This window comes from Paenibacillus algorifonticola (assembly GCF_000971975.1).
GTDB lineage: Bacteria > Bacillota > Bacilli > Paenibacillales > Paenibacillaceae > Pristimantibacillus > Pristimantibacillus algorifonticola.
In genome coordinates, this window is record NZ_LAQO01000002.1 from 169,462 (window position 1) to 191,241 (window position 21,780).

Genomic DNA, 21,780 nt, shown 5'->3' on the forward strand with positions numbered 1-21,780 from the left:
AGGAGAGAAAAAAATGAAGGTATATGAAGTAATAGACACGGTTATATTCGATACTTGCGGTGATCGAAAATTGGAAAAATCAGGGGATATATTAATGAGTGGGGATCCTGATATGGAAGTAACGGGTATTGTCACGAGCTTTATGGCTACCGTCGATGTGATCAGAAAGGCGATTGCGCATGGCGCGAACATGATCATTACCCACGAGCCAACCTTTTATACGGGGAAGGATGATATAGAATGGCTTGAACATGACCCCGTTTATCTGGAAAAGAAGAAGCTCATCGAAGACAACCAGATCGCGATTTGGAGATTTCATGATCATATGCACATGGGGCATACAGACCGAATCTACGATGGTTTGTTGAAGGATATCGGTTGGGAAGAGCAAATGATCGAAAAAAACCAGCCGCATACCTATGAGATTGCTCAGACTACGCTGGGAGAACTGGCTGAATTTTTTAAGCAAAAGCTAAATATGTCGGTCATCCAAATCGTGGGTGATCCCGCAATGCCGTGTTCAAGAATTGGCATACTCGTCGGCGGTGGCAGCTTAGGACTTGGCAGAGAACAAATGCCGATGGAGCTCATGCGGGATAAAAATCTTGATGTGATGGTGTGCGGAGAAATTGTGGAATGGACGCTTTGTGCCTACGTTAATGATGCCAAGATGCTTGGTCTTAATAAAGCCATGCTGGTAATAGGACATGAACGAAGCGAGGAGTCCGGCATGAAGCATATGGCGCAGTGGCTGCAGCCTTTGGTCGAAGGTATTCCAGTCTCCTTTATTGATGCCGAAGAGCCTTTTATCTATTTATAGCGGTAATAGCATCAGCTTGCTCAGATAAGTTAAAAAAGATAGGGGATATGAACAATGGCCATGATACAGGTTCATTTTTATTCAAAATCGCTGAGAAGAGAAGTCACTTTTAATGCGCTGATTCCATTAGACAAGTTTGAAATACCGGGTCAAGCGGCAGCGGAGAAAAAACCGATGAAGGCACTCTATTTATTGAATGGTTATTCGGGCAGCTGCATGGACTGGATTAGCTACACAAGAATTAGGGAGCTATCCAATAACCATCAAATCGCGGTGTTCATGCCATCCGGAGAAAATCATTTTTATGTGGATGACCTGGGCAAAGGTGAATTGTTCGGAGAATATGTTGGCAATGAGCTGGTTGCCTTTACACGAGAAATGTTCCCTTTGTCGACAAGAAGAGAGAATACCTTTATTGGCGGTTTATCCATGGGCGGCTACGGTGCGATCCGCAATGGCTTGAAGTATGCCGGGAATTTCAGCAAAATTATGGCGTTCTCCTCTGCCATTTTACCCTATCAAATTGCGGGAGCTGCTGAGGATTATCGGGATGGAGTAGCTGATTACAACTATTTTACACGGGTATTCGGCGACTTAAATCAACTGTTAGGGAGCGATAAAGATCCGGAAGCGCTGATTTTAAACCTAAAACGAAGCAACGAGGAGATTCCTCGTATTTATATGGCTTGCGGTACCGAGGATTTTCTACTCGACTTCAATCAGAAATTCCATAACTTTCTGGTTTCTGAAAATGTTGAAATCTCGTATACGGAAAACCCTGGTGCCCATACATGGGACTTTTGGAATGTTTACCTCGAAAAAGCGATTCTTTGGGCACTGGATGATGAAAAAATAAGGTGAGCAGCATGCTGACAGCGGCAGTCTAGGATTTTTTCTCATCCATGGCTGCCGCTGTTATGTTTTTTTCTTCATTCGAACGCCGATACTCGCTCGGCGACGCACCATACCAGCGTTTGAACTGCCGACTAAAATGCGAAATATCGCGATAGCCGAGAATTGCAGAAATCTGGCTGATCGACATCTGTGGATCGTTAAGCAGCACCTTCGCCTCGTGCAGCATCTCTGAGGAGAGAAACACACGCGGCGATATTTCAAAAACCTGCCGGAACACCCGGTTGCAGTGGGAGACACTAATGCCAAGCTCGGCAGCAATGTCGTCAATGCCGTAATGCTGGTTCAGTGCAGCAGCATCCTGCTTGAATTGCTGGTAGATAAGTCCCTGCAGCTTGTTGCGAATTTGATGAGCAAGCTGGACTTTCTCATAGGAGACGGCAGAGTGGAGGTCGGCTTCCGCAGAAAGTGCTTCCCAGAGCTGGCCGAACAGCTCAAAAACAGCGGATTGAAGACGCATCCGTTCCGTAAGCTTGGCAGCGGAATGTTCAGCGAGCTGGCTCGACATTTCGATGACTTTGTTGAGAGCTGGCCTTAATTGCTGGACGACATTGCTGTTGGCCCCAAATAGAACGGAGTCGAGCCGACTTAATAAGGATAAAAACATGCGGTCATCGATGTCAAAATGCAGGCAAAAATAAGTGAACGGTTTGCCGTTCCCGCTTTTGCTAGCGTGAGAGGCTCCTGGCTGAAGGAACATAAGAGCCCCAGCTTGCTGTATATAATGACGGTCATTGACGATAAATAATTGCTCGCCCTCGAGCACGTAATTGATCTCATATTGGGGATGGGTATGCACGGGATAATCCCATTCTCCGCTTACTTTGCGCAAATGCATGCCAAACAGGTTTATCGTTGTTTTGACGTCGGGAACAATAGCTTCGCTAATGCATTGTCCAAGTATAGGCGGTATAAAAGTGGCTGCCATCATGCAACGCCTCCGTTCAGTTCCTCGCAGATTTCCACGCTGTGCTTAACTAAGAGTATAACGTACTCAGCCCGATTTGGGTAAATAATTGATCGATTTGACAATGGCTTCCGCTTAACCTGACGTGCTAGGATAAAAATAATTCATGCAAACGCTTTATTTTTATTTTAGATCACGGTTAGAAAGGGGTAAAAACATTGGCTAATCAAAATAAATTTTATAATGTTCAGCACTCTCCCATCGGAGCTTTTTCGAGCTTCACCTTGGGCTTCAAGGGAAAGAAGGGCGGACTTGCCTCAGAGCTAGGGAAGCCAGCCGATCAGAACATCTATATTGGGATGCAGGCAAGAGATGGGAGCGTTTATGAGGCCTTGCCGTTTTTTGAAGCGGCAGCCGACGAAAGCTCCAGATATGATGTGGAAAAAGTAGAGCCAAGCGATAAGGATCAGCAGGCGACAGCTAAGCTGAGAGCATTTAATGACGATCAAATCTCGCGAACGCTCGGCGCAGGTACAGATACATGGCAGGCGGGCGATGTAATGCTGCGTATTTATTCTCCTGTCCGCTCGGTACCAGATCCGGCAACAGCCAGCCCAGAGGAGCTGAAGCAAGCGATCGTCCCGGCTGTTTTCGCTGAATTGACGCTGGACAACAGCAAAGGATTCACGTCCAGAAGAGGCTTTATTGGGTATGAAGGCAGCGATCCCTACAGTGCGATGCGCAGACTGGGCGATACGAGCGAAGGGCAATTTGAAGGGATCGGGCAAGGCCGCTTGACCGCTATCGCTTGCGATGCAGGCGATGTTCAGAGTGCGCTGGGATTTACGATGGAGAAAATTTTGGATGAGCGCTATGAACATAACTATGCATTTGGCTTGGGCGGAACGGGAGCCATTCTAATGGAGGTGCCGCCGGGCGAGACGCGCACGTACAAGTTTGCGATTTGCTTCTATCGCGATGGCATCGTCACAACGGGCATTGAAGCTTCCTATGCATACACCCGTTATTTTAAAAATATCAACAGCGTAGCTGCATACGCCTTGGAGCATTTTCAGGAGCTGACTCTCTCTTGCCAGCACGCAGATCAATGGATTAATGATTCGAAGCTTTCGGTCGATCAAAAGTTTATGCTCTCGCACGCTATTCACAGCTATTATGGAAGCACCCAAATGCTGGACCATGACGGCAAAGCGCTATGGATCGTGAATGAAGGCGAATATCGGATGATGAATACGCTGGATTTAACGGTTGATCAGCTGTTTTTTGAATTGATAATGAATCCTTGGACGGTAAGAAATGAATTGGAGCTGTTCGTAGAAAGATACAGCTACGAGGATGAGGTGACGTTTCCTGGTAAACAGGAGCCATTTCCCGGTGGTATAACATTCACCCATGATGTCGGCGTGGCAAATGTTTTTTCACGTCCGCAATATTCAGCGTATGAGCTGGCGGGACTGGACGACTGCTTCTCTTATATGTCCCATGAAGAACTGGTTAATTGGCTTTGCACAGCACTTGTATATATGGAGCAAACGAAGGATGCGGAGTTTGCGGCAAACATGCTGCCGGTTATCCGCTCCTGCTTTGAGAGCATGCTGAACCGGGATCATCCGGTAAGAGAGCAGCGTAACGGACTCATGGCGCTGGACAGCACGCGTACGCAGGGTGGGGCCGAAATATCCACCTATGACAGCTTGGATGCCTCTTTGGGCCAGTCCCGCAACAATATTTATATGGCGGGAAAATGCTGGGCCGCTTACGTGGCGCTCGAGCGCCTGTTCCAAGCAGAAGGCTTGCCAGAATTGTCGACAGAGGCTGGCGGTCAAGCAGATAAATGTGCGGCGTCCATTACAGCTGCTTTGACAGATGAAGGTTATATCCCGGCCATTATCGGTGAAAACAATCACTCGCGCATCATTCCTGCGATTGAAGGGCTGGTCTTTCCTCTGTTTACGGGCTGCAAGGAAGCGCTTGATCCGAACGGCAGATTCGCAGACTATTTGAGCAGTCTTCACCTTCATTTGAAAACGGTGCTTGTGCCTGGCGTATGCCTATTTGACGACGGGGCGTGGAAGTTATCTTCGACAAGCAATAATTCATGGCTTAGCAAAATTTATTTATGCCAATTTATTGCAAGGGAAATTATGGATATGTTGTGGGAGGAGAGCGGCCAGCTTGCGGATTCGGCTCATGTCGATTGGCTGCTGCATCCTGAATTGTCCTATTGGTGCTGGAGCGACCAGGTGTTGTCGGGTCAAATTGTAGGCAGTAAATATTACCCCCGCGGCGTGACCGCCATTTTGTGGCTATATGAGAAGTCGGCTGACTATTCGCTTGTCAAACGCAGCTAAGGCAAAAATCAAACCATAGGACGAGGTGCAGCAAAAGATGGATGAGATTGAATGGAAGCATAAGCCAGTGGAAAGCGGCTATCATGCTTGGCTAAGCTATAACAAGGCTTTGCCAGGTGCCCAATTGGAGCAGTATCGGCAGTGGGGCGGCGCAATCGTTTCCTTGGAAGAACAGGAAACGATTCAGGCTGCGGCGGCTGAACTAAAGCTCGGCCTGGAAGCTATGCTGGGCCATTCCGTGTCAGCGGCTCCCAATCAAGGGCAGCTTCATATCGCGCTCGGAACGTTCGATTCATTACATGTGCGCTATCAAAGCTTGTTTAGCGAAAAAGAAATTGAGGCCGCAGAAGCGGAAGGGTTTGTCATCCGCACGAGTCATGCTGATTCCTGTCTAGCAATCGGCGCTGCCTCCCCGGCAGGCGTGCTCTATGGCGTGTTTCATTTGCTGCGCCTCATAGGCACAGGCGCTGCAATCGATGAGCTTGCTATCATCAGCGCTCCGGTAAACGGACTGCGAATGATTAATCATTGGGATAATTTCGACGGCAGCATTGAGCGCGGTTATGCCGGGAACTCTTTTTTGTATAAAAATAATCGTTTTACGGAGGATCAGGAGCGGCTGCGCGATTACGCCAGAATGATGGCTTCGGTTGGCATTAATGCGATTGCGATTAACAACGTCAATGTTCATCAGGAGGAGACGCTATTTATTACGCCGACCTACCTGCCGCAAGTGGCGAAGCTCGCTGATATTTTTCGGGTTTACGGCATTCGCTTATACCTCAGCATCAATTTCGCGAGCCCGATTCAGATTGGTGGGCTGGAGACGGCTGATCCGCTGGAGCTGGATGTGCAAGGTTGGTGGAACAATAAAGCTTCGGAAATCTACGCAGCCATTCCGGATTTTGGAGGGTTTCTGGTCAAAGCCGATTCTGAAAATCGTCCGGGTCCCTTTACGTATGGCCGCGACCATGCAGAGGGAGCCAACATGCTGGCGGAAGCGCTGCTGCCACATGGCGGCATCGTCATTTGGCGCTGCTTCGTTTACAATTGCAAGCAGGATTGGCGTGACCGCAAGACCGATCGTGCCCGGGCGGCGTATGACCATTTTAAACCGCTGGATGGAAGATTTAACGATAATGTCGTGCTGCAAATTAAAAATGGCCCGCTTGATTTTCAGGTCAGAGAGCCTGTATCTCCGCTCTTTGGCGCGCTGGAGCACACCAATCAGCTGATTGAATTTCAAATAACGCAGGAATATACAGGGCAGCAGCGGCATCTCTGTTACCTCGTCCCTCAATGGAAGGAAATATTGGAGTTCAATACGTATGCTGAAGGCGAAAAGGCTCCGGTCAAGCGTGTAGTGGACGGCTCCTTGTGGGGCAACCGTATAAATGGGATGGCAGCTGTCACCAATGTAGGTGAGGATTGGAACTGGAGCGGGCATTTGCTGGCTCAAGCTAATTTGTATGGCTATGGCAGGCTCGCATGGAACCCGGATTTAACGGCTGAACAAATTGCAAGTGAGTGGATACAGCTGGTCTTTAGCCTCGATGCCGCCATTCATGATGTCATTAGCGGATTGCTGATGGATTCGTGGAGCATTTATGAGTCTTATACTGCGCCGCTTGGCATAGGCTGGATGGTCAATCCTAACCATCATTACGGTCCTAACGTCGATGGTTATGAATATTCGCCATGGGGAACGTATCATTTTGCAGACCACAAAGGAATAGGCGTTGACCGCACGGTGCAGACCGGAACCGGATACAGTGCGCAATATATGGGTGCAAATGCAGAAGTCTATAATTCGCTGGAGCATTGCCCGGATGAACTGCTGCTATTTTTCCATCATGTCCCGTATACACATGTCCTTCATTCCGGAAAAACCGTCATTCAGCATATATATGATAATCACTTCGAAGGGGTGGAGCGGGCGGCGCAATTGCTGTCAGCTTGGAGCTCCCTGCAGGGCCGGATAAAGGAAGAGCTGTATTCGCAGGTAGAGGAGCGTTTGCGAGAGCAGGCTCGGCATGCAGAAGAGTGGCGGGATCAAATCAATACGTATTTCTGGCGCAAAAGCGGCATAGAAGATAAGCACCACCGCAAAATCTATTAACCTAATGGTTCAATTGTGAAGGAGACTTTCTAATGAGTGAGCAGAGTATAGCAGGGTCGGAACAAGAGCAGCTGCCTCAAACGATGAAAGCGGCCGTTATGACAGAGCCGGGTAAAATTGTTTTTCAAGAGCTGCCAATCCCTTCGATTGGGGACAGTGAAGTTTTAATCAAGGTGATGGCTGTTGGGATATGCGGCTCTGATCTGCATTATTATGAGCATGGCCGGATTGGCCGTTTTATCGTAGAGAAGCCGCTTATTCTCGGTCATGAATGTGCAGGAATCGTAGCAGCTGTCGGAAAAAAGGTAAGCTCCGTCACGGTAGGTACACGGGTCGCTATAGAGCCCGGAACGACGTGCGGCCACTGCAGCGCCTGCAAGGAAGGACGCTATAATCTTTGTCCTGACGTGAGTTTTCTGGCTACTCCGCCCATTGACGGCGCATTCGTACAATATTTGGCGGTACGGGAAGATATGGTGTTTCCGATTCCCGACCACTTATCTTACGAGGAGGCTGCGCTTAACGAGCCGTTTTCGGTGGGCATTCACGCGGCAAGGAGAAGCAAGCTGCAGCCCGGTGATACCGTAGCGATTATGGGCATGGGTCCTGTAGGGCTCATGGCGGTTGCCGCTGCAAAAGCTTTCGGAGCGGCACAAATATTTGTGAGCGATATGGAAGAAATTCGATTGGAAGCCGCATTGAAGATGGGAGCTACCCATGCCATTCATGCCAAGAACGAGGACCCGGCTAGCGTTGTGAAGCGTTTGACCGGGGGCAAAGGAGTGGATGTTGCTTGGGAAACAGCCGGCAATCCCCATGCGCTTCGTTCGGCTTTATATTCGCTGCGCCGGGGAGGAAAGCTGGCGATAGTCGGGCTGCCTCCGCAAGATGAAACGCCGCTGAGCATTACCTTTATCGCGGACAATGAAATTGATTTGTACGGCATTTTCCGCTATGCTAATACGTATCCTAGCGGCATATCATTTTTGGCATCCGATTCCATAGATGCGAGTTTTCTCATTACTGACCGCTATCCGCTCGCCAAGACGCAGGAAGCATTGGAGCGGGCTATTCATAATAAGAGCGGCAGCTTGAAGGTCGTCGTTTATCCGAATGAGTAAGCTGCTGCTAGCTGGATGCACGGCATGAAAGGTGGCTGCGATGAACATTACCATTGGACAAGTGATGAATGATTTGAAGGCGGGCATAGAGGTCCCTGCTTCTACCGTTGATAAATTGAGTTTCGGGCAAGAGCATATCGTAGTAAAAGGGATTGTTACAGCCTTTTCGGCCTCGCAATCTATTATTGAGCAGGCATCCGCTTTGGGCGCCAATTTAATTGTATCGCACGAAGGCGTTTTTTATAGCCATCATGATGCCGGAGATTGGCTTCGCAACGATACTGTTGTTGAGGCCAAAGCGGCTGCTATTGAAAAAGCAGGTGTCGGCATTTTTCGTTTTCATGAATATATGCATCTCTACCAGCCGGACGCCATCATGATCGGACTGCTGCGCAAGCTCGGTTGGGCTGCAGCCGAAATGCAGCCAGCTGCGGCAATTGTAAGTATACCAGCTATGCAGCTGGGGGAAGTGGCCGAATATTTGAAAAGCAGGCTGCAAATTCCCTATGTGCGGGCAGCAGGGGAACCCACGATGCTGTGCAAACGCGTAGGTGTTCTGGTAGGATACAGAGGCGGCGGAAGCTCGGCAATTCCACTGCTCCAGCAAGAAAATGTGGATTTGATTTTAGCTGGCGAAGGACCCGAGTGGGAAACGCCAGAATATATAAGGGATGCGCTGCACCAAGGGCACAGCAAAGCGTTAATTATGCTTGGGCATGCCGAGAGCGAAGCGCCGGGAATGGAATATTTAGCTGAAACGCTATCGGAGAAGTATCCAGAGCTTCCGATTTATTTTTTGGCAGATGACCCTGTATTCCGAGTGTTCTAAAAGATTAAATATATCGTCATTTCAAACACTGCTTTGCTACTAGGGGACTTCATGAAGTTCCTATTAGGGCAGAGCAGGTTTTTTTCGATAAGAGAGCTTAACCTGCGGAGGCAAAGTATGAAACAGCAGAAGTTTGTTTTTAGCAAAAGCATTGCGTTTAGATGGATGATTTCCTATGCCATCATTATGCTCATCCCTTTGACGGTTAGCGCTGTCGTTTATACCCAAACGAAAAAAGTAGTGGAGTATGAAATTCAGCGGGCTAGCGGTGCTATGCTCAAACAAGTTAAATATATGGTTGACAGTGAAATCAACCAAGCAGAAAAGCTGGCTATGCTGCTGTCTATTCATAATGACGTGAATTCCTTTCTGAATATGAATCCGGACTCGGCAAAGAAGGAGTCCTTTCAAATTTTTAAAATACAGCAAGAGCTGAGCAAATACAAATCCGCCAACAATTTCATAAAAGGGATTTACTTGTATTCCGGCAAGCTCGATACGATTCTTACAGATGAAACCTACACAGATTCGGCCTTATTTTACGAGATGAACCGTCAGCCGTTTAACGTCAGCGAGCAGGAATGGCAGGAAATTTTGGATACGCCGATTATCCAGTCGGGTAAGCTGAGGCCTTTTATCCAATTTAAACGTGTCGGAAATACGGTTTTGTTAATTAAGCCATTGTCGAATATAAAGGAAAAGGACACGACGCGAGGCGTTCTATTCATCGCTTTAAATAGCAGCACCGTTCAAAAAATGCTGGCGAATGTCGATTGGGTCAATAATGGGGACGTCTATATCGTCGATCATGCGAACCAAATTATGTTTCAAAATAATAAAATAGAAAGTCCTCCGATTTTTTCTTTTGTGGAGACGGATAATAAAGAAGCGGATTCTTCATTTATGACCATTGCAGGCACGGAAAATATGGTTTCCTTTATCGCCTCGGATACGTCTGATTGGAAGTATGTAAGCGTTTTCCCTTCGGATACCTTTTGGGAAAAAGCGAGGGAAATTCGCAATTTGAATTTGCTTGGCTTGCTGGTCTGTTTTTTAATTGGAGGGGCCGTCATTTATTATTTTGCCCGCCGAAATTATAATCCTGTGCGAGAGCTCGTCAATGTTTTCGCCTACGCCAAGCAGGAGCGGAGTATGTGGCGGACAGACGAGTTTTCGTTTATTAGGGAAAATGCGCTGGCGACGATTCGCGAGCGGGATGATATGAGCAGCCGCGAATACAAGCAGCTTCGGGTGCTGCAGGCTTATTATTTAACGAGGCTGCTCAAAGGGCAGGCAGAGGAAGGCTTATCCGCCCAAGAGGCGGCGGGACGTTATCATTTGAATTGGAGCACGGACCATTTTGCCGTGCTGTTGTTCGATATTGGGTCAGACGAAGCAAGCGCGACGTCGATGAATTTATCTCATTTTATCGTCTCCAATATTATGCTTGATATTGCTCAGGAATTTCATAGCTTAAGCTTTACGGATATGGACGGCATGCTTGCCGCTGTTATTAACATACACAAGGACCGCGTTTCGGTCTGGAAAGAGGATATGGAGCAGGCTTTGGTGAAAACGCTGGAATTTACAGATCAGCGCTACCGTTTGCAAATTGTGATGGCTGGAAGCGAGCAGGAGGTAGGGGTGGCCGGCATACACCAAGCTTATTTGCAAGCGCTCGAAGCCCAAGAGTACCGATTATTTTCGGAAGAAAATGTGTCGATCTGGTATGGAGATATTGAGCCGCTGGAAGCAGACTATTATTTGTCAATTAATGATGAGCTTGCTTTTATCAACATTATCAAGACAGGAGACCTGGAAAAAGCAACGGAGAAGGTGGACGAAATTTTGAACCAAGTGTTCAGCAGCCAATCCTCCATTGAAATGCTTAAATGTGCGATGATCGATTTGGCAAGCTCCATGATGAAATCCGTCCCGCTTGAAGCCCAGCAGGCTCAAATATGGGAAGAATCGCGGCCGATGAAACGTCTGCTCGCCTGTACAACGAGAGGGGAGTTCCGCCAGGAGCTGCTGCAAATTTTACAAATGGTATGCCATAAAATCAATGATAAGCTGTCTTTGCTGTCTAATACGGGAATTGGGGAGCAGGTCGCGGAGTACGTGGAGAAAAACTATGACGATATGAATCTCAGCGTATCGATGATTGGGGCCGAATTCGGTATTACTCCGCAATACGTATCGCGATTATTTAAGGAGCAGATGGAGCTCGGATTGCATGACTTCATTAGTCAAACACGCACTTCAAAGGCGAAATTGCTGCTTCAGCAAGGAGCAAGCATAGAAGAGACCTCGTCAAAATCTGGCTTCTCCAGCAGCAGCGCCTTCATTCGCGTATTCAAGAAGTATGAAGGGATTACCCCAGGGAAATATAAAAATCTACAATAAGAAAACGAATATACAATTTGTAAAAAGGCGGCGTAGATTCTAGAAAATACGCGCCTTTTTCTTGTTTTGGCGATGGATTGAGCATATTGAGCATTGTTTCGGCGCACTGCTAGTGCTTATATTTAAGGGGCAAGTCGAGCGGAGCTAAAACATAAAAATGGAGGTCTTTATTTTGGCAAAATGGTTTAACAAAAAAACGGTTAGCAAGCCTGTCATTCTTCTACTGAGTCTCACCATGCTGGTTGCCGGATGCAGCAATTCAAACTCAAGCAGCAATAATGAAAGCGTTGTTAATTCTAATTCGAATAATCAAACCCCCGCAGCGTTTTCTTATCCTATGCAAGGAAATGCGGAGCTTTCTTTTATGAATGAGCAGCTCGGCGGCACTCCGGAAGTGATGCCGATTGATGAAGAATACGAGAAGCGGACAGGAATTTCTATTAAGCACTTAGGCGGCACGCCAATGACGGATCAGAAATTCAGCCTGCTGCTCGCATCAGGAGAGCTTCCGGATATTTTTCTGAATACTTGGCTTCAATATCCCGGCGGGCCTGACCGAGCGGTGGAGCAGGGCTACATTTTAAAGCTGAATGATTTAATTGACCAATACGCGCCAAATTTGAAGAAAACTCTTCAGGACAATCCGGATATCGACAAAATGATCAAAACGGATGACGGCACTTATTATGCGTTCCCTTTCATTCGTTCAGATGCTGGCCGTGTATATGGCGGACCTATTATCCGCAAAGATTGGCTGGATGAGCTGAAGCTGGATATTCCGCAAACGATTGATGAATGGCATACCGTATTGACGGCGTTCAAAGAAAAGAAAAAGGCCAGCTCTCCAGTCACGTTCCGGACGATGTTCCTAGGTGAACGGACCGGCGGCTTTGCCGGCGCATTTGGTGTGATGGGCAATTTCTATGTAAATGATGGGAAAGTAGTTTATGGCTATCTGGAGCTGGAATATAAGGAATATTTGAGAACGATGAGCCAGTGGTACAAGGAGGGGCTGATTGACAAGGATTTTGCCTCTATCGATGCAGCAACCGTTGATAAAAAAATGTCCTCCGGCGGCAGCGGAGCGACGATTGGCTGGCAGTTCTACATTGAGAAGTATAATGCAGCTGCCCAAGAAACCGATCCTAATGCAAATTTCGTAGCGGCACCATATCCGGCAGCAGTGAAAGGAGGGCTGCCGGAATTCGGTCAGCTGGACAATGCTTATGCAGGCACAAGCTCGGCGGCTATTTCAAGCACGACAAAAAATGTGGAAGCCGCTATTCGCTGGCTGGATTATGCCTATTCCCAGGAGGGCAGCATGCTGAACACATTTGGTGTCGAGGGCGTGACGTACAATCTGGAAAATGGCAAGCCTGTTTATACGGATTTGGTCGTCAATAATCCTGAAGGTCTTGGCAGCGACCAAGTGATGCTGCAATATTCACACGGAACCAACTTTCCAATGATTCAGCAGGACAACAATCTGCCTTCCAAATATCCGCAAACGGCTGAAGCACTAGGCATTTGGCAAAAAACGAACCATGAAAGCCATCTTCTGCCGCCAGTGACGCCAACGGCTGAGGAAGCGGATGAAATGAGCAGCATTATGAACGATATTAACGCCTTGGTTAAAGAGGCGGAGCTGAAAATCATTTTAGGCAATGAGTCTGCGGACAACTACGATAAGTACGTGCAGCAAATGAAGGATCTAGGAATCGAAAGAGCGCTTGAAATCCAGCAAGCCGCATACGAGCGCTACTTGAAACGGTAAGTGATCCGCCATCAGGAGCCCCAATAGAGAAGCAAATCATGGCGGCTCCTGATATTTGAGTCTGGTCATAAAGGAGAGACATTCATGCTAGCTACAAGACTGGGAAAAGATCTGCTCCGCAATAAATGGCTGTACGTGTTGATGCTTCCCGTGCTGCTTTATTACATTCTATTTCATTATGTTCCGATGTACGGCGCGATTATTGCCTTTAAACAGTTTATTCCGTCCAAAGGAATACTCGGCAGCGAGTGGGTCGGGCTGAAGCATTTCGAAAGCTTCTTCTCCAGCATCTATTTTTTTCGCGTGATCAAAAATACGATTTTGCTTAGCTTTTTTAATTTGCTAATCGGTTTTCCGGCTCCGATTCTGCTCGCCTTGCTGTTAAATGAGCTCAAAAGCTCGATTTTTCGGCGCATTACACAGACGATTACCTATATGCCCCATTTTATTACGTTAGTCGTCGTAGCGGGCATTATTCGTTATTTTACCCTGTCGGATGGTTTGCTTAATGATGTGATTGCTTTTTTTGGCGGAGAACGTATTTCGTTTCTGCAGCAGCCTGGTTCTTTCCGTCCCATTTATATAATCAGTGAAATATGGCAGCAAATCGGCTGGGGCACGATTATTTATTTGGCGGCGATTTCCGGAATCGACCAGCAGCAGTATGAAGCGGCTAAAATAGACGGTGCGAACAAATTGCAGCAAATTACACATATCACTTTGCCTGGCATGCTGCCGACCATTATGATTATGCTCATATTGGCGCTTGGAAACATTATGAATGTGGGATTTGAGAAAATCATCCTACTATATAGCGCAAGCATTTACGAGACCGCTGATGTCATTTCTACCTATGTATACCGGAAAGGGATATTGGAGTTTAATTACGGGTACAGTGCAGCGGTGGGCTTGTTTAACTCGGTCATTAATTTTGGGATATTGCTCCTGGCCAATTATTTCAGCAAACGGGTCAGCAAAAACAGTCTTTGGTAAGGAGTTGATCATATGACGAAAACCTCATGGGGCGAGCGTCTTTTTGATGGAATAAACGTTCTCGTTATGCTTATTTTAATTGTAATAACCTTGTATCCGATGCTGTATATTTTGTTTTCCTCCCTGAGCGAAGGAAATCGTCTGATTTCACATACCGGCCTCTTGTTGTGGCCCCAAGGCTTTTCATTAGAGGGCTATAAAGCGGTATTAAGCAATCCGACGATTATGAATGGCTTCAAAAATACACTATTTGTCCTGATCGTAGGCTTAGCTATTAATATGACGTTGACTTCATTGGGGGCATATTTCCTCTCGCGCGAAGGCGTCCTGCTGCAAAAGCCGATTATGTTTTTTATCGTGTTTACGATGTTTTTTCAGGGCGGCCTCGTGCCTTTCTTTCTCATTGTTAAATCGTACGGCTTGCTTAACTCGCTGTGGGCGCTTATTTTGCCTACGGCTATGAGCACCTTCAATTTAATTATTATGCGCACCTACTTTATGGCGATTCCCAAAGAAATTGAGGAGTCGGCGTTTCTGGATGGGGCAGGGCATTTCACCATTTTGTTTCGGATATTCCTCCCGTTGTCGATGCCGGTTGTCGCGGTGCTGATCTTGTATTATGGCGTTGGTCACTGGAACAGCTGGTTTAATGCAATGATTTTTCTGCGGGATCAAGATTTGTTCCCGATTCAGCTTGTGGTCCGAAACATTATATTGGAAAATGACAGTGCGAATATGATTGGAACGACGACGCTTGTACAAAGCCGAGATGTCGCTGAAACGCTGAAATATGCCGCGATTATTGTGACAACGGCTCCGATTTTAATGCTGTATCCGTTCTTGCAGAAGTATTTTGTCAAAGGCGTTATGGTCGGCGCATTGAAAGGCTAAGCAGCTTTTCTCAAAGCAGGATCGCAAGGAGAGTCGAATCGACTCAAAGAAAAACGTATGGATTCCGTGGAGGCGGAAGCTGTACGTTTTTCTGTTTGAAAAAATATCGCCTAGATTATAGGCAAGCATCGTACTTATTTACAAAGTGTATTTACTAGCGCTATGATAAGAAATACAAGGATTATTGGCAGCTTGACTGGCTGGCATTAAAAAGGAGGGGACCCGCTCTGGATATTGATTTTCACAAGAAATGGGCATGCCAAAAAATGATTGAATCCTCGCAGACGAACATTTGGGAAGGCCATTGGGCGTGCGCGGTTTTAGCCTTGAATGGCGTATTGGAAGAAAAACTGGTACCCGCAGCGTTGGAGGCCACGATTCGCAAAAATCTCGAAAAAACGGTGGAGGAACACCCAAACGAGAAGCAGTATCGAATGGACAAGGAATACGCAGGCTTTCGTGATGGTATTTTGAGCGTGCTCGTCCAAAGAGATCAATCTTGCCATGCATTGGGTCATGATGTGATCTATGCGTATTATATACTTGAGACGCTCTCCCGCTCCAAAGTTCCGGCGACGGCCGAATTGTATAATGCCATGACAAAATTGCTGGACGAATTTGCGGCGTCCGGTCCAGGTTACGTAACGATAAACGAAAGCAACATCATCATTGATCCTGAAGGCACTCCCGCAACGGCGATAAGGGTTCCACTGACTCCCGCTGTTGTGCTTGATCTTTTCCATAACTTTCAGAGGCCGTACCAAATGGAAAAAGGCGATATGCAGCTCGGACACCTCCTTACTCATGGCCATTCCATCTTAGGGCTGCAGCAAGAATTTCACGAGCCTGGGATTGTTCAGTTGGAGACTTCTTTATTCACACGACTGGACGTACTGGCCTACGCAAACGGGCTGGAAAACAATCAGGCGGAATACGATCCAGCCTTTACAACAACCATGAGCAGTCCGTTGGAACAGCCATTCTGGGAACAGGCATTCACGGACAGCAGACACGGCCATTATTATAAATATGCGTACAGTTACTTAAAGCTGCACCAGATGGCCGGCCGCAATCCTTCCGATTTCAGATCGTTCAGCCGGATTTTGTAGGATGAACTCGGTAATGATTGATTAATAGATCAAATACGTCAAATCGGTCGTAGATAAAATCCACTATTTCCCGCATGCCTTCCTCCATAGCTGTAAACTCCGCCGCCTGCTCTTTTTGCTCAAGCATGCTCATCTGGTGATTCGTCAGCTCCACAAAATAGTGTTTAATTTCACCAGCCGTTGGGCCGACAATAGCTTCAAACAGAGCATTTTTATCAGAAAAATAACGGTAAATGGCTCCAGTCGTCATTCCCGCTGTTTGCGCGATTGTACGTATATTAGCACCCACAAATCCATTTTCCAAAAACTCGGCCTTGGCGCAGGCGAGCAGCTTTTTTTCGGTTTTTTCGGCTTTTCTTTCAGTCATTGCGCATACCTCCAAAATAAAAAAACAGCGTTATTTTATCATGAGTTATCTATTTTTGCTATGTAGGATTAGGGTTCAAATAGAAGTTTTGTGTTTATTCAGGAAGCAGGGGATTAGATGGCGCAAAAAAGCCCTGATTGGCATGAGACAAAGTCTTCTTACGATCAGGGCCTTCTATATGGTTGCAAATCGCGCTTTATATTTTTAAACTGCACGTTCTCCCACATGCAGCGCCGGCTTCACCGAAGAATCTTGCTTCGGTGTTTTCAACAAGTTGCCGACCAAATATTTTCCGAATGAGAAACGGTTGAACAGGTTTGCGATCACAGTGCTGACTGCGATGCTCCCCACATAACAAACAACAAACGAGACGGCGAAATTTGTTTTTGGCAAAAACTGAAGCAGCAGCTTCATCACAATCATATGCAGCAAATAGAGGCTGAACGAATATTTACTGATAAGCATAATGAGCCTCGGCACGGAGCGGGTTTTTCCCGATAAATAAAGGATTAGCCCAATCATTGCGATCGTATAGAGCATCATATCAGGGCGTTTCGAGGATATAATCGTGAAAATGCCTTGCTGTTGAAAGCCCATCACTGCGATGAAGCAGACGGGGATGATGGCGAACAGCCAAACCCCTTGCTGACTAATAAATCGCTTCACCTGTTCAAAATGTTTTCCAGCATAATAAGCTAGTGTAAAATAAAAAATCCAGCCGACGGCAAGCAGCCAGTAGCCTCTTTCCCAAATATATGTAGCAACGGCGGACGAGCCGGGCGCTGTTGTGGCGCTAAAATAAGCCAAATAGCCGAAGTTGAGCACAAATGAAGCGAGTATAACCGTTAGCGGTTTAAGCTTGCTGGAATAACGATTAAAGAGAAAGTGGAGGATATGAATTTGGAATAGCAACAAGATGAACCAGAGGACGAAATCGCCTAAAAAAATATTTTTGATCACTTCGATTGAATAGGAGGCGAGCGTAAAGGCGCCATTTTGAGCCGTATCAAAAATAGCAAAAATGAAGCTCATGAACAAAAACGGAAGCAGCAAAAAGAGGGCCCTTTTTTGAAAAAAGCCCTGTGGCGGTTTGCCGTGATACGTTTTGGCATTCAAAAATTCAGATATAAATACAAATGTCCCGGTGCCAAATAAAATGGCCATTTGAAAGATTTTGAGCAAATAGAAGACGATCCCTTCCTGCCCGCTGAAATACAGCGCCAAATTATTGCCCAAGGCGTGGTTTAAAATGACAAATAAACAGGCAATCGCTCGCAGCCAATAAATTTCACTAACCAATTCCTTTTTAATCGGACTCACCCACTCCTCTTTATTTGATACAAATTGTATCATGAGAAAAAGGAAGTTACAATGCGAATTTTGGCGGGAGATTGCGTATTTTTCGCTGAAGATGAAGGATTACTAGTATCCACGCTAGGCTTTGTTAATTGAAACCCCTATCCAAATCAGATATAGTATGGATATATTTAGCCGCTTGGAAAAGAGGGTGCTTTTCAACTCAATTCGGTATAATGGTTAAGCTTGTTAAAGGAGTGAGAGGATGGATTTCCAGCGAATCAATGAATTAAAGCAGGAGCTCGACAGCCTCATGCCTTTGCCTTCCGCGGCCGTCCGGAATTTAGAGGAGGTTTACCGAGTAGAGTGGACCTACAACTCAAATGCAATTGAGGGAAATACGTTAACGCTCTTGGAAACGAAGCTGGTGCTGGAGGAAGGTCTAACCATTGGCGGTAAAAAGCTCCGAGAGCATTTCGAAGTCATTAATCATTCTGAAGCAATTAGCTATGTGCAGGACATCGTGCATCGTAATATGGCCGTAACGGAATCAGTGATTAAATCTATTCATCACTTAGTGCTCAAAAATATCGATGACGAGAATGCGGGACGTTACCGATCCATTAATGTTCGAATATCTGGATCGCAGCACACACCACCGACTTATGTATTTGTGCCTGAAAAAATGGAAAGCCTGCTGCACTGGTATCACGAGCAGCATAACAGTCTGCATCCTGTAGAATTAGCGGCTAGACTCCATTTTCAATTCGTTTTTATTCATCCGTTTGCAGACGGCAACGGACGTACGGCTCGTTTATTAATGAATTTGGTTTTAATGCAACATGGCTTTCCTCCTGCCATTGTTAAAGCAGCCGCAGATGCAAGGTTGAAATATTATGAGACGTTGGAGGACGCCAGCAGCAATGACCAGTTGGAGCCTTTCATCGCCTTAATTGCAGATTGCGTGGAGGATAGTTTGCTAACATACATTTCTTCGGTGAAATAAGCGTTTTAATCTATTTTTGAGATTGCCCCAGCACCACAAACTATGGTAAAGTAAAAACACTAACGTAAAGGGAGGTGAGGTAGGTGAATCACGAATTGGTCAATAACCGTATTAGCCAGCTGCCGATTGCTATGGCTGGCATTGTTCATGCATTTTCCGCGAACGGGATCAGTCTGTCCATTTTTAATAATACGGATATACCATTCGCGAGAAGACGCCTACCTTAACCACAACGGATTGCTTTGCCATTCGAAGGGTCGCGGGCTTGTTGCTGCGGCTCTTTTTGTGTTTTCAAGCTAGGGTCTTCCTCATCAAATAGGAGGCTCTTCAAATGGTCATTGTAAATGTACAACAAATAAAAAAATACCACGCAGCAAATCTGGTGCTGGATGGCGCAACGCTTCAGCTCCAGGAGGGAGAGAAGGTAGGACTTATTGGCCGCAACGGCAGCGGCAAATCGACGATGCTAAGGCTTATTGCCGGACATGATCAGGTCGACGATGGGATGCTGACTGTAAAAAGGGATTTGCTAATCGGCTACTTGCCGCAAATTCCTGCAGAGTTCGAAGCGCTCACCGTGTACGAGGTGATGGCTTATGGGTTCAGGGATTTGATGGCTTGCAAGCAGGAAATGTCCATGCTTGAGCACGAGATGGCGGGGGAAGCAGCGGTAAAAGATTCCGGGATCATGGAGCGGCTGCTAGAAACGTATGCCCGTGTGCAGGAAAAGTTTGAGCAGGGCGGCGGCTATGACATGGATACGGCGATTGATCAGGTTGCTAGCGGCCTGAGCATTGATCGCAGCTACGATCAGCGGAGCTTCGGCACCTTGTCTGGCGGCGAGAAAACCCGAATTGTACTAGCTTCACAGCTCGTCGTCCGTCCGGCATTGCTGCTGCTCGATGAGCCCACGAACCATCTTGATCTCAAAGGAATCGAATGGCTGGAGCAGTTCATTCAGCATTATGAAGGCGCGTGTGTCATCGTCTCGCATGACCGCTATTTTCTTGATACAGTCGGCACGAAGATGATTGAGCTTGAAGATGGCGAAGCTCATACCTATCATTGCAACTACAGCGGGTATTTGAAGGAGAAAGAGGAGCGTCTGCTGCAGCAATTCGCCCAGTTCCAGGAGCAGCAGAAGGTGATCCGAAAAATGAAAGAAACGATTCGCCAGCTGGAAGAATGGGGCCGCATCGGTGGCAATGGAAAGTTTTTCAAGCGTGCGGCGTCGATCCGCAAGGCGTTAGAAAGAATGGAAACGGTAAAGCGCCCGGTTTTGGAGCGGAATACAGCTGAGTTTGAGTTGACGCCGCTTGACCGTTCTGGACGCAACGTCATTTCGTTTGAAGGTTTGACGAAACAGTTCGGGGAACGAATGATTTTACAGGAGGCAGAGGGCGGCCTGTTATATGGCGAGAAAGTCGTGCTGCTTGGCGATAACGGCTCCGGGAAGACGACGCTGTTTAAGCTGCTGCTAGGCGAGATGGAAGCTGACAGCGGGCAAGTGGCGCAGGGAACGCGATTGGAAATCGGGTATTTGGCGCAGCAGGAGCCGTTAAAGGGCAATAAGCAAACCGTGCTGGAGCATTTCCGTCTGGAGGGCGGCTTGGAGGAAGGTGAAGCGCGGAATGTGCTGGCTAAATTTTTATTTTATGGTGCGGACGTATTTAAGCCGCTCGCAGCGCTTTCCGGTGGAGAGTGGTCACGGCTGCGGCTCGCACTGCTTGTAAGACGCAAGCCGAATTTGCTGCTGCTCGATGAGCCGACCAACCATCTGGATGTCGCATCTCGCGAAGCTTTGGAGGAAGCGCTGGAGGATTTTCCGGGCACGGTGCTTGCGATATCGCATGACCGCTATTTCATCAATCGACTAGCTAAGCGGGTATGGGAGCTGGATAAGGGTAAAATCGCCACTTATCTCGGCAACTACGACGATTTTAAGGAGAAGCGGGAGGAACGGCTTGCTCAAGCAAACACAACAGCAAAAGGAACAGCAGGAACAGTCAAAGGCGGAGGCATGGAAAAGCGGCGCTCGAATGTAAGTCCGGCTGCTGCTGGAGCGCCCGCTAATAAGCGGGAAACACAGCATGCAAGCGCGGCAAGCAAACCGAGTGCAGCAAGACACAAAGGCAAACTTGAGCATGTGGAGCAGGAGATTGCAAAGCTTGAAGCCGAAATTGCGATAGCTGATGCTGAACTGGAACGAATAGACAGTAGGGGCGAAACGGAAAATCTTGAAAAGCAATGGAGGGAACGAGAAGAGCTGCAAACGAGGCTGGATCAGTGTTTGGAGCAGTGGCTGGAGCTGTCGAGCTAACGCTTATTAGCCAAATTTTCAAAAAAGTTGTCACCAATGGCGCCCAAAATAATACTCTATATAGACAAATGACTATATTAAACGGAGGTTTTGTTATGGATCGTGCAGATCGTGCATTTATTCCTGGTGGTGGCTTTGGTGGTGGGTTCGGTCGTCCTTTCTTTCGTCCGTTCCCTCATCCTTTTTTCCCTAACCGTTTCTTGTTCCCGTTTTTCTTCTTTTCACCATTTTTGTTCCCTTTCTTCAGAGACGGTAACTCGGACGACATGATATACGCGCAGCACCAAGCCCAGCATGGTGAGACGCTTGCGGCAGTTTGTCACAAGTATAATATCCCTCATGCGATAATGGAGGAAGCCAATCCCCATATTAACCCGACCCAATTGAAGGCAGGGGAAATGGTATATATTCCGCGAATTTCTAATATGATGTGTCAAAAGACTTATTCGGAGATGGCGGCAGGCGGCCAGCAAACTCAGCCCATGATGTATCACGGGCAGCACTCCTAGTCTTCTAACTCGAAAAAACGAATAAGCCG

18 protein-coding genes are annotated in these 21,780 nt (G+C 47.1%); 15 read left to right on the forward strand and 3 right to left on the reverse strand.

All coding sequences use genetic code 11. From position 1 onward, the window contains the following. Positions 1-13 precede the first annotated feature (13 nt). Together WH37_RS10460 and WH37_RS10465 are read left to right on the forward strand one after the other, a co-directional pair. The gene (locus WH37_RS10460) at positions 14-820 is read left to right on the forward strand and encodes a Nif3-like dinuclear metal center hexameric protein (RefSeq protein WP_046230513.1); all 807 of its coding nucleotides are present in this window, start codon (positions 14-16) and stop codon (positions 818-820) included. Between the two features lie 54 nt (positions 821-874). Continuing rightward, positions 875-1,681 carry an alpha/beta hydrolase gene (locus WH37_RS10465; protein ID WP_046230514.1) on the forward strand — a complete coding sequence of 269 codons (807 nt, stop codon included), beginning with the start codon at positions 875-877 and terminating at the stop codon, positions 1,679-1,681. Between the two features lie 22 nt (positions 1,682-1,703). Here WH37_RS10465 and WH37_RS10470 read toward each other — a convergent pair whose 3' ends face one another. Then, positions 1,704-2,660, reverse strand: a complete 957-nt coding sequence (locus WH37_RS10470) for a helix-turn-helix domain-containing protein (RefSeq protein ID WP_046230515.1) — start codon at positions 2,658-2,660, stop codon at positions 1,704-1,706. Positions 2,661-2,857: 197 nt separating this feature from the next. On the opposite strand from WH37_RS10470, the gene WH37_RS10475 reads away from it, so the two are divergent. The 9 genes from WH37_RS10475 (at position 2,858) to WH37_RS10515 (ending at position 16,253) form a co-directional block, all read left to right on the forward strand. Next, positions 2,858-5,011 (forward strand): glycoside hydrolase family 52 protein, encoded by a 2,154-nt coding sequence (locus WH37_RS10475; RefSeq protein WP_046230516.1) that lies wholly within the window; start codon positions 2,858-2,860, stop codon positions 5,009-5,011. 37 nt (positions 5,012-5,048) lie between these two features. Further along, positions 5,049-7,130, forward strand: a complete 2,082-nt coding sequence (locus WH37_RS10480; RefSeq protein WP_046230517.1) for an alpha-glucuronidase family glycosyl hydrolase — start codon at positions 5,049-5,051, stop codon at positions 7,128-7,130. Between the two features lie 32 nt (positions 7,131-7,162). Continuing rightward, positions 7,163-8,251 (forward strand): NAD(P)-dependent alcohol dehydrogenase, encoded by a 1,089-nt coding sequence (locus tag WH37_RS10485; protein WP_046230518.1) that lies wholly within the window; start codon positions 7,163-7,165, stop codon positions 8,249-8,251. 40 nt (positions 8,252-8,291) lie between these two features. Beyond that, entirely contained in the window at positions 8,292-9,080 is a 789-nt protein-coding gene (locus WH37_RS10490; RefSeq protein WP_046230519.1) for a Nif3-like dinuclear metal center hexameric protein, read from the forward strand. A 117-nt stretch (positions 9,081-9,197) separates the two neighbouring features. Next, positions 9,198-11,486, forward strand: a complete 2,289-nt coding sequence (locus WH37_RS10495) for an AraC family transcriptional regulator (RefSeq protein ID WP_046230520.1) — start codon at positions 9,198-9,200, stop codon at positions 11,484-11,486. A 235-nt stretch (positions 11,487-11,721) separates the two neighbouring features. Further along, positions 11,722-13,260 (forward strand): extracellular solute-binding protein, encoded by a 1,539-nt coding sequence (locus WH37_RS10500; RefSeq protein WP_082110757.1) that lies wholly within the window; start codon positions 11,722-11,724, stop codon positions 13,258-13,260. Between the two features lie 84 nt (positions 13,261-13,344). Then, entirely contained in the window at positions 13,345-14,253 is a 909-nt protein-coding gene (locus tag WH37_RS10505) for an ABC transporter permease (protein WP_046230522.1), read from the forward strand. A 12-nt stretch (positions 14,254-14,265) separates the two neighbouring features. Then, complete coding sequence (locus WH37_RS10510; RefSeq protein WP_046230523.1) at positions 14,266-15,144, forward strand: carbohydrate ABC transporter permease; 879 nt, start codon at positions 14,266-14,268, stop codon at positions 15,142-15,144. A gap of 266 nt (positions 15,145-15,410) precedes the next feature. After that, positions 15,411-16,253, forward strand: a complete 843-nt coding sequence (locus WH37_RS10515; RefSeq protein ID WP_231594185.1) for a hypothetical protein — start codon at positions 15,411-15,413, stop codon at positions 16,251-16,253. On the opposite strand, the gene WH37_RS10520 is transcribed toward WH37_RS10515, so the two are convergent. Together WH37_RS10520 and WH37_RS10525 are read right to left on the reverse strand one after the other, a co-directional pair. Then, positions 16,237-16,620, reverse strand: coding sequence for a TetR/AcrR family transcriptional regulator (locus WH37_RS10520; RefSeq protein WP_052736921.1), 384 nt, complete (start codon positions 16,618-16,620; stop codon positions 16,237-16,239). The genes WH37_RS10515 and WH37_RS10520 overlap by 17 nt on opposite strands. A 204-nt stretch (positions 16,621-16,824) precedes the next feature. Further along, complete coding sequence (locus WH37_RS10525; protein ID WP_046230525.1) at positions 16,825-17,940, reverse strand: acyltransferase family protein; 1,116 nt, start codon at positions 17,938-17,940, stop codon at positions 16,825-16,827. A gap of 241 nt (positions 17,941-18,181) precedes the next feature. Here WH37_RS10525 and WH37_RS10530 point away from each other — a divergent pair, with 241 nt between their 5' ends. From WH37_RS10530 to WH37_RS10540, 4 genes are all read left to right on the forward strand, one after another. Beyond that, positions 18,182-18,922 (forward strand): Fic family protein, encoded by a 741-nt coding sequence (locus WH37_RS10530; protein WP_046230526.1) that lies wholly within the window; start codon positions 18,182-18,184, stop codon positions 18,920-18,922. Positions 18,923-19,005: 83 nt separating this feature from the next. Further along, entirely contained in the window at positions 19,006-19,149 is a 144-nt protein-coding gene (locus WH37_RS35965; protein ID WP_177217872.1) for an RAxF-45 family protein, read from the forward strand. Between the two features lie 104 nt (positions 19,150-19,253). Further along, positions 19,254-21,242 carry a ribosomal protection-like ABC-F family protein gene (gene abc-f / locus WH37_RS10535; RefSeq protein WP_046230527.1) on the forward strand — a complete coding sequence of 663 codons (1,989 nt, stop codon included), beginning with the start codon at positions 19,254-19,256 and terminating at the stop codon, positions 21,240-21,242. A 95-nt stretch (positions 21,243-21,337) separates the two neighbouring features. After that, positions 21,338-21,751 (forward strand): LysM peptidoglycan-binding domain-containing protein, encoded by a 414-nt coding sequence (locus tag WH37_RS10540; RefSeq protein WP_046230818.1) that lies wholly within the window; start codon positions 21,338-21,340, stop codon positions 21,749-21,751. Positions 21,752-21,780: the final 29 nt, after the last annotated feature.

What these genes read in the sequence shown, in the direction of transcription:
- WH37_RS10520 (WP_052736921.1), bottom strand. Translation starts at nt 16,620, where the DNA reads ATGACTGAAAGAAAAGCCGAAAAAACCGAAAAAAAGCTGCTCGCCTGC.
- WH37_RS10485 (WP_046230518.1), top strand. Translation starts at nt 7,163, where the DNA reads ATGAGTGAGCAGAGTATAGCAGGGTCGGAACAAGAGCAGCTGCCTCAA.
- WH37_RS10505 (WP_046230522.1), top strand. Translation starts at nt 13,345, where the DNA reads ATGCTAGCTACAAGACTGGGAAAAGATCTGCTCCGCAATAAATGGCTG.
- WH37_RS10500 (WP_082110757.1), top strand. Translation starts at nt 11,722, where the DNA reads ATGCTGGTTGCCGGATGCAGCAATTCAAACTCAAGCAGCAATAATGAA.
- WH37_RS10495 (WP_046230520.1), top strand. Translation starts at nt 9,198, where the DNA reads ATGAAACAGCAGAAGTTTGTTTTTAGCAAAAGCATTGCGTTTAGATGG.
- WH37_RS10470 (WP_046230515.1), bottom strand. Translation starts at nt 2,660, where the DNA reads ATGGCAGCCACTTTTATACCGCCTATACTTGGACAATGCATTAGCGAA.
- WH37_RS10490 (WP_046230519.1), top strand. Translation starts at nt 8,292, where the DNA reads ATGAACATTACCATTGGACAAGTGATGAATGATTTGAAGGCGGGCATA.
- abc-f (WP_046230527.1), top strand. Translation starts at nt 19,254, where the DNA reads ATGGTCATTGTAAATGTACAACAAATAAAAAAATACCACGCAGCAAAT.
- WH37_RS10510 (WP_046230523.1), top strand. Translation starts at nt 14,266, where the DNA reads ATGACGAAAACCTCATGGGGCGAGCGTCTTTTTGATGGAATAAACGTT.
- WH37_RS10480 (WP_046230517.1), top strand. Translation starts at nt 5,049, where the DNA reads ATGGATGAGATTGAATGGAAGCATAAGCCAGTGGAAAGCGGCTATCAT.
- WH37_RS10465 (WP_046230514.1), top strand. Translation starts at nt 875, where the DNA reads ATGGCCATGATACAGGTTCATTTTTATTCAAAATCGCTGAGAAGAGAA.
- WH37_RS10530 (WP_046230526.1), top strand. Translation starts at nt 18,182, where the DNA reads ATGGATTTCCAGCGAATCAATGAATTAAAGCAGGAGCTCGACAGCCTC.
- WH37_RS10540 (WP_046230818.1), top strand. Translation starts at nt 21,338, where the DNA reads ATGGATCGTGCAGATCGTGCATTTATTCCTGGTGGTGGCTTTGGTGGT.
- WH37_RS10515 (WP_231594185.1), top strand. Translation starts at nt 15,411, where the DNA reads ATGATTGAATCCTCGCAGACGAACATTTGGGAAGGCCATTGGGCGTGC.
- WH37_RS10460 (WP_046230513.1), top strand. Translation starts at nt 14, where the DNA reads ATGAAGGTATATGAAGTAATAGACACGGTTATATTCGATACTTGCGGT.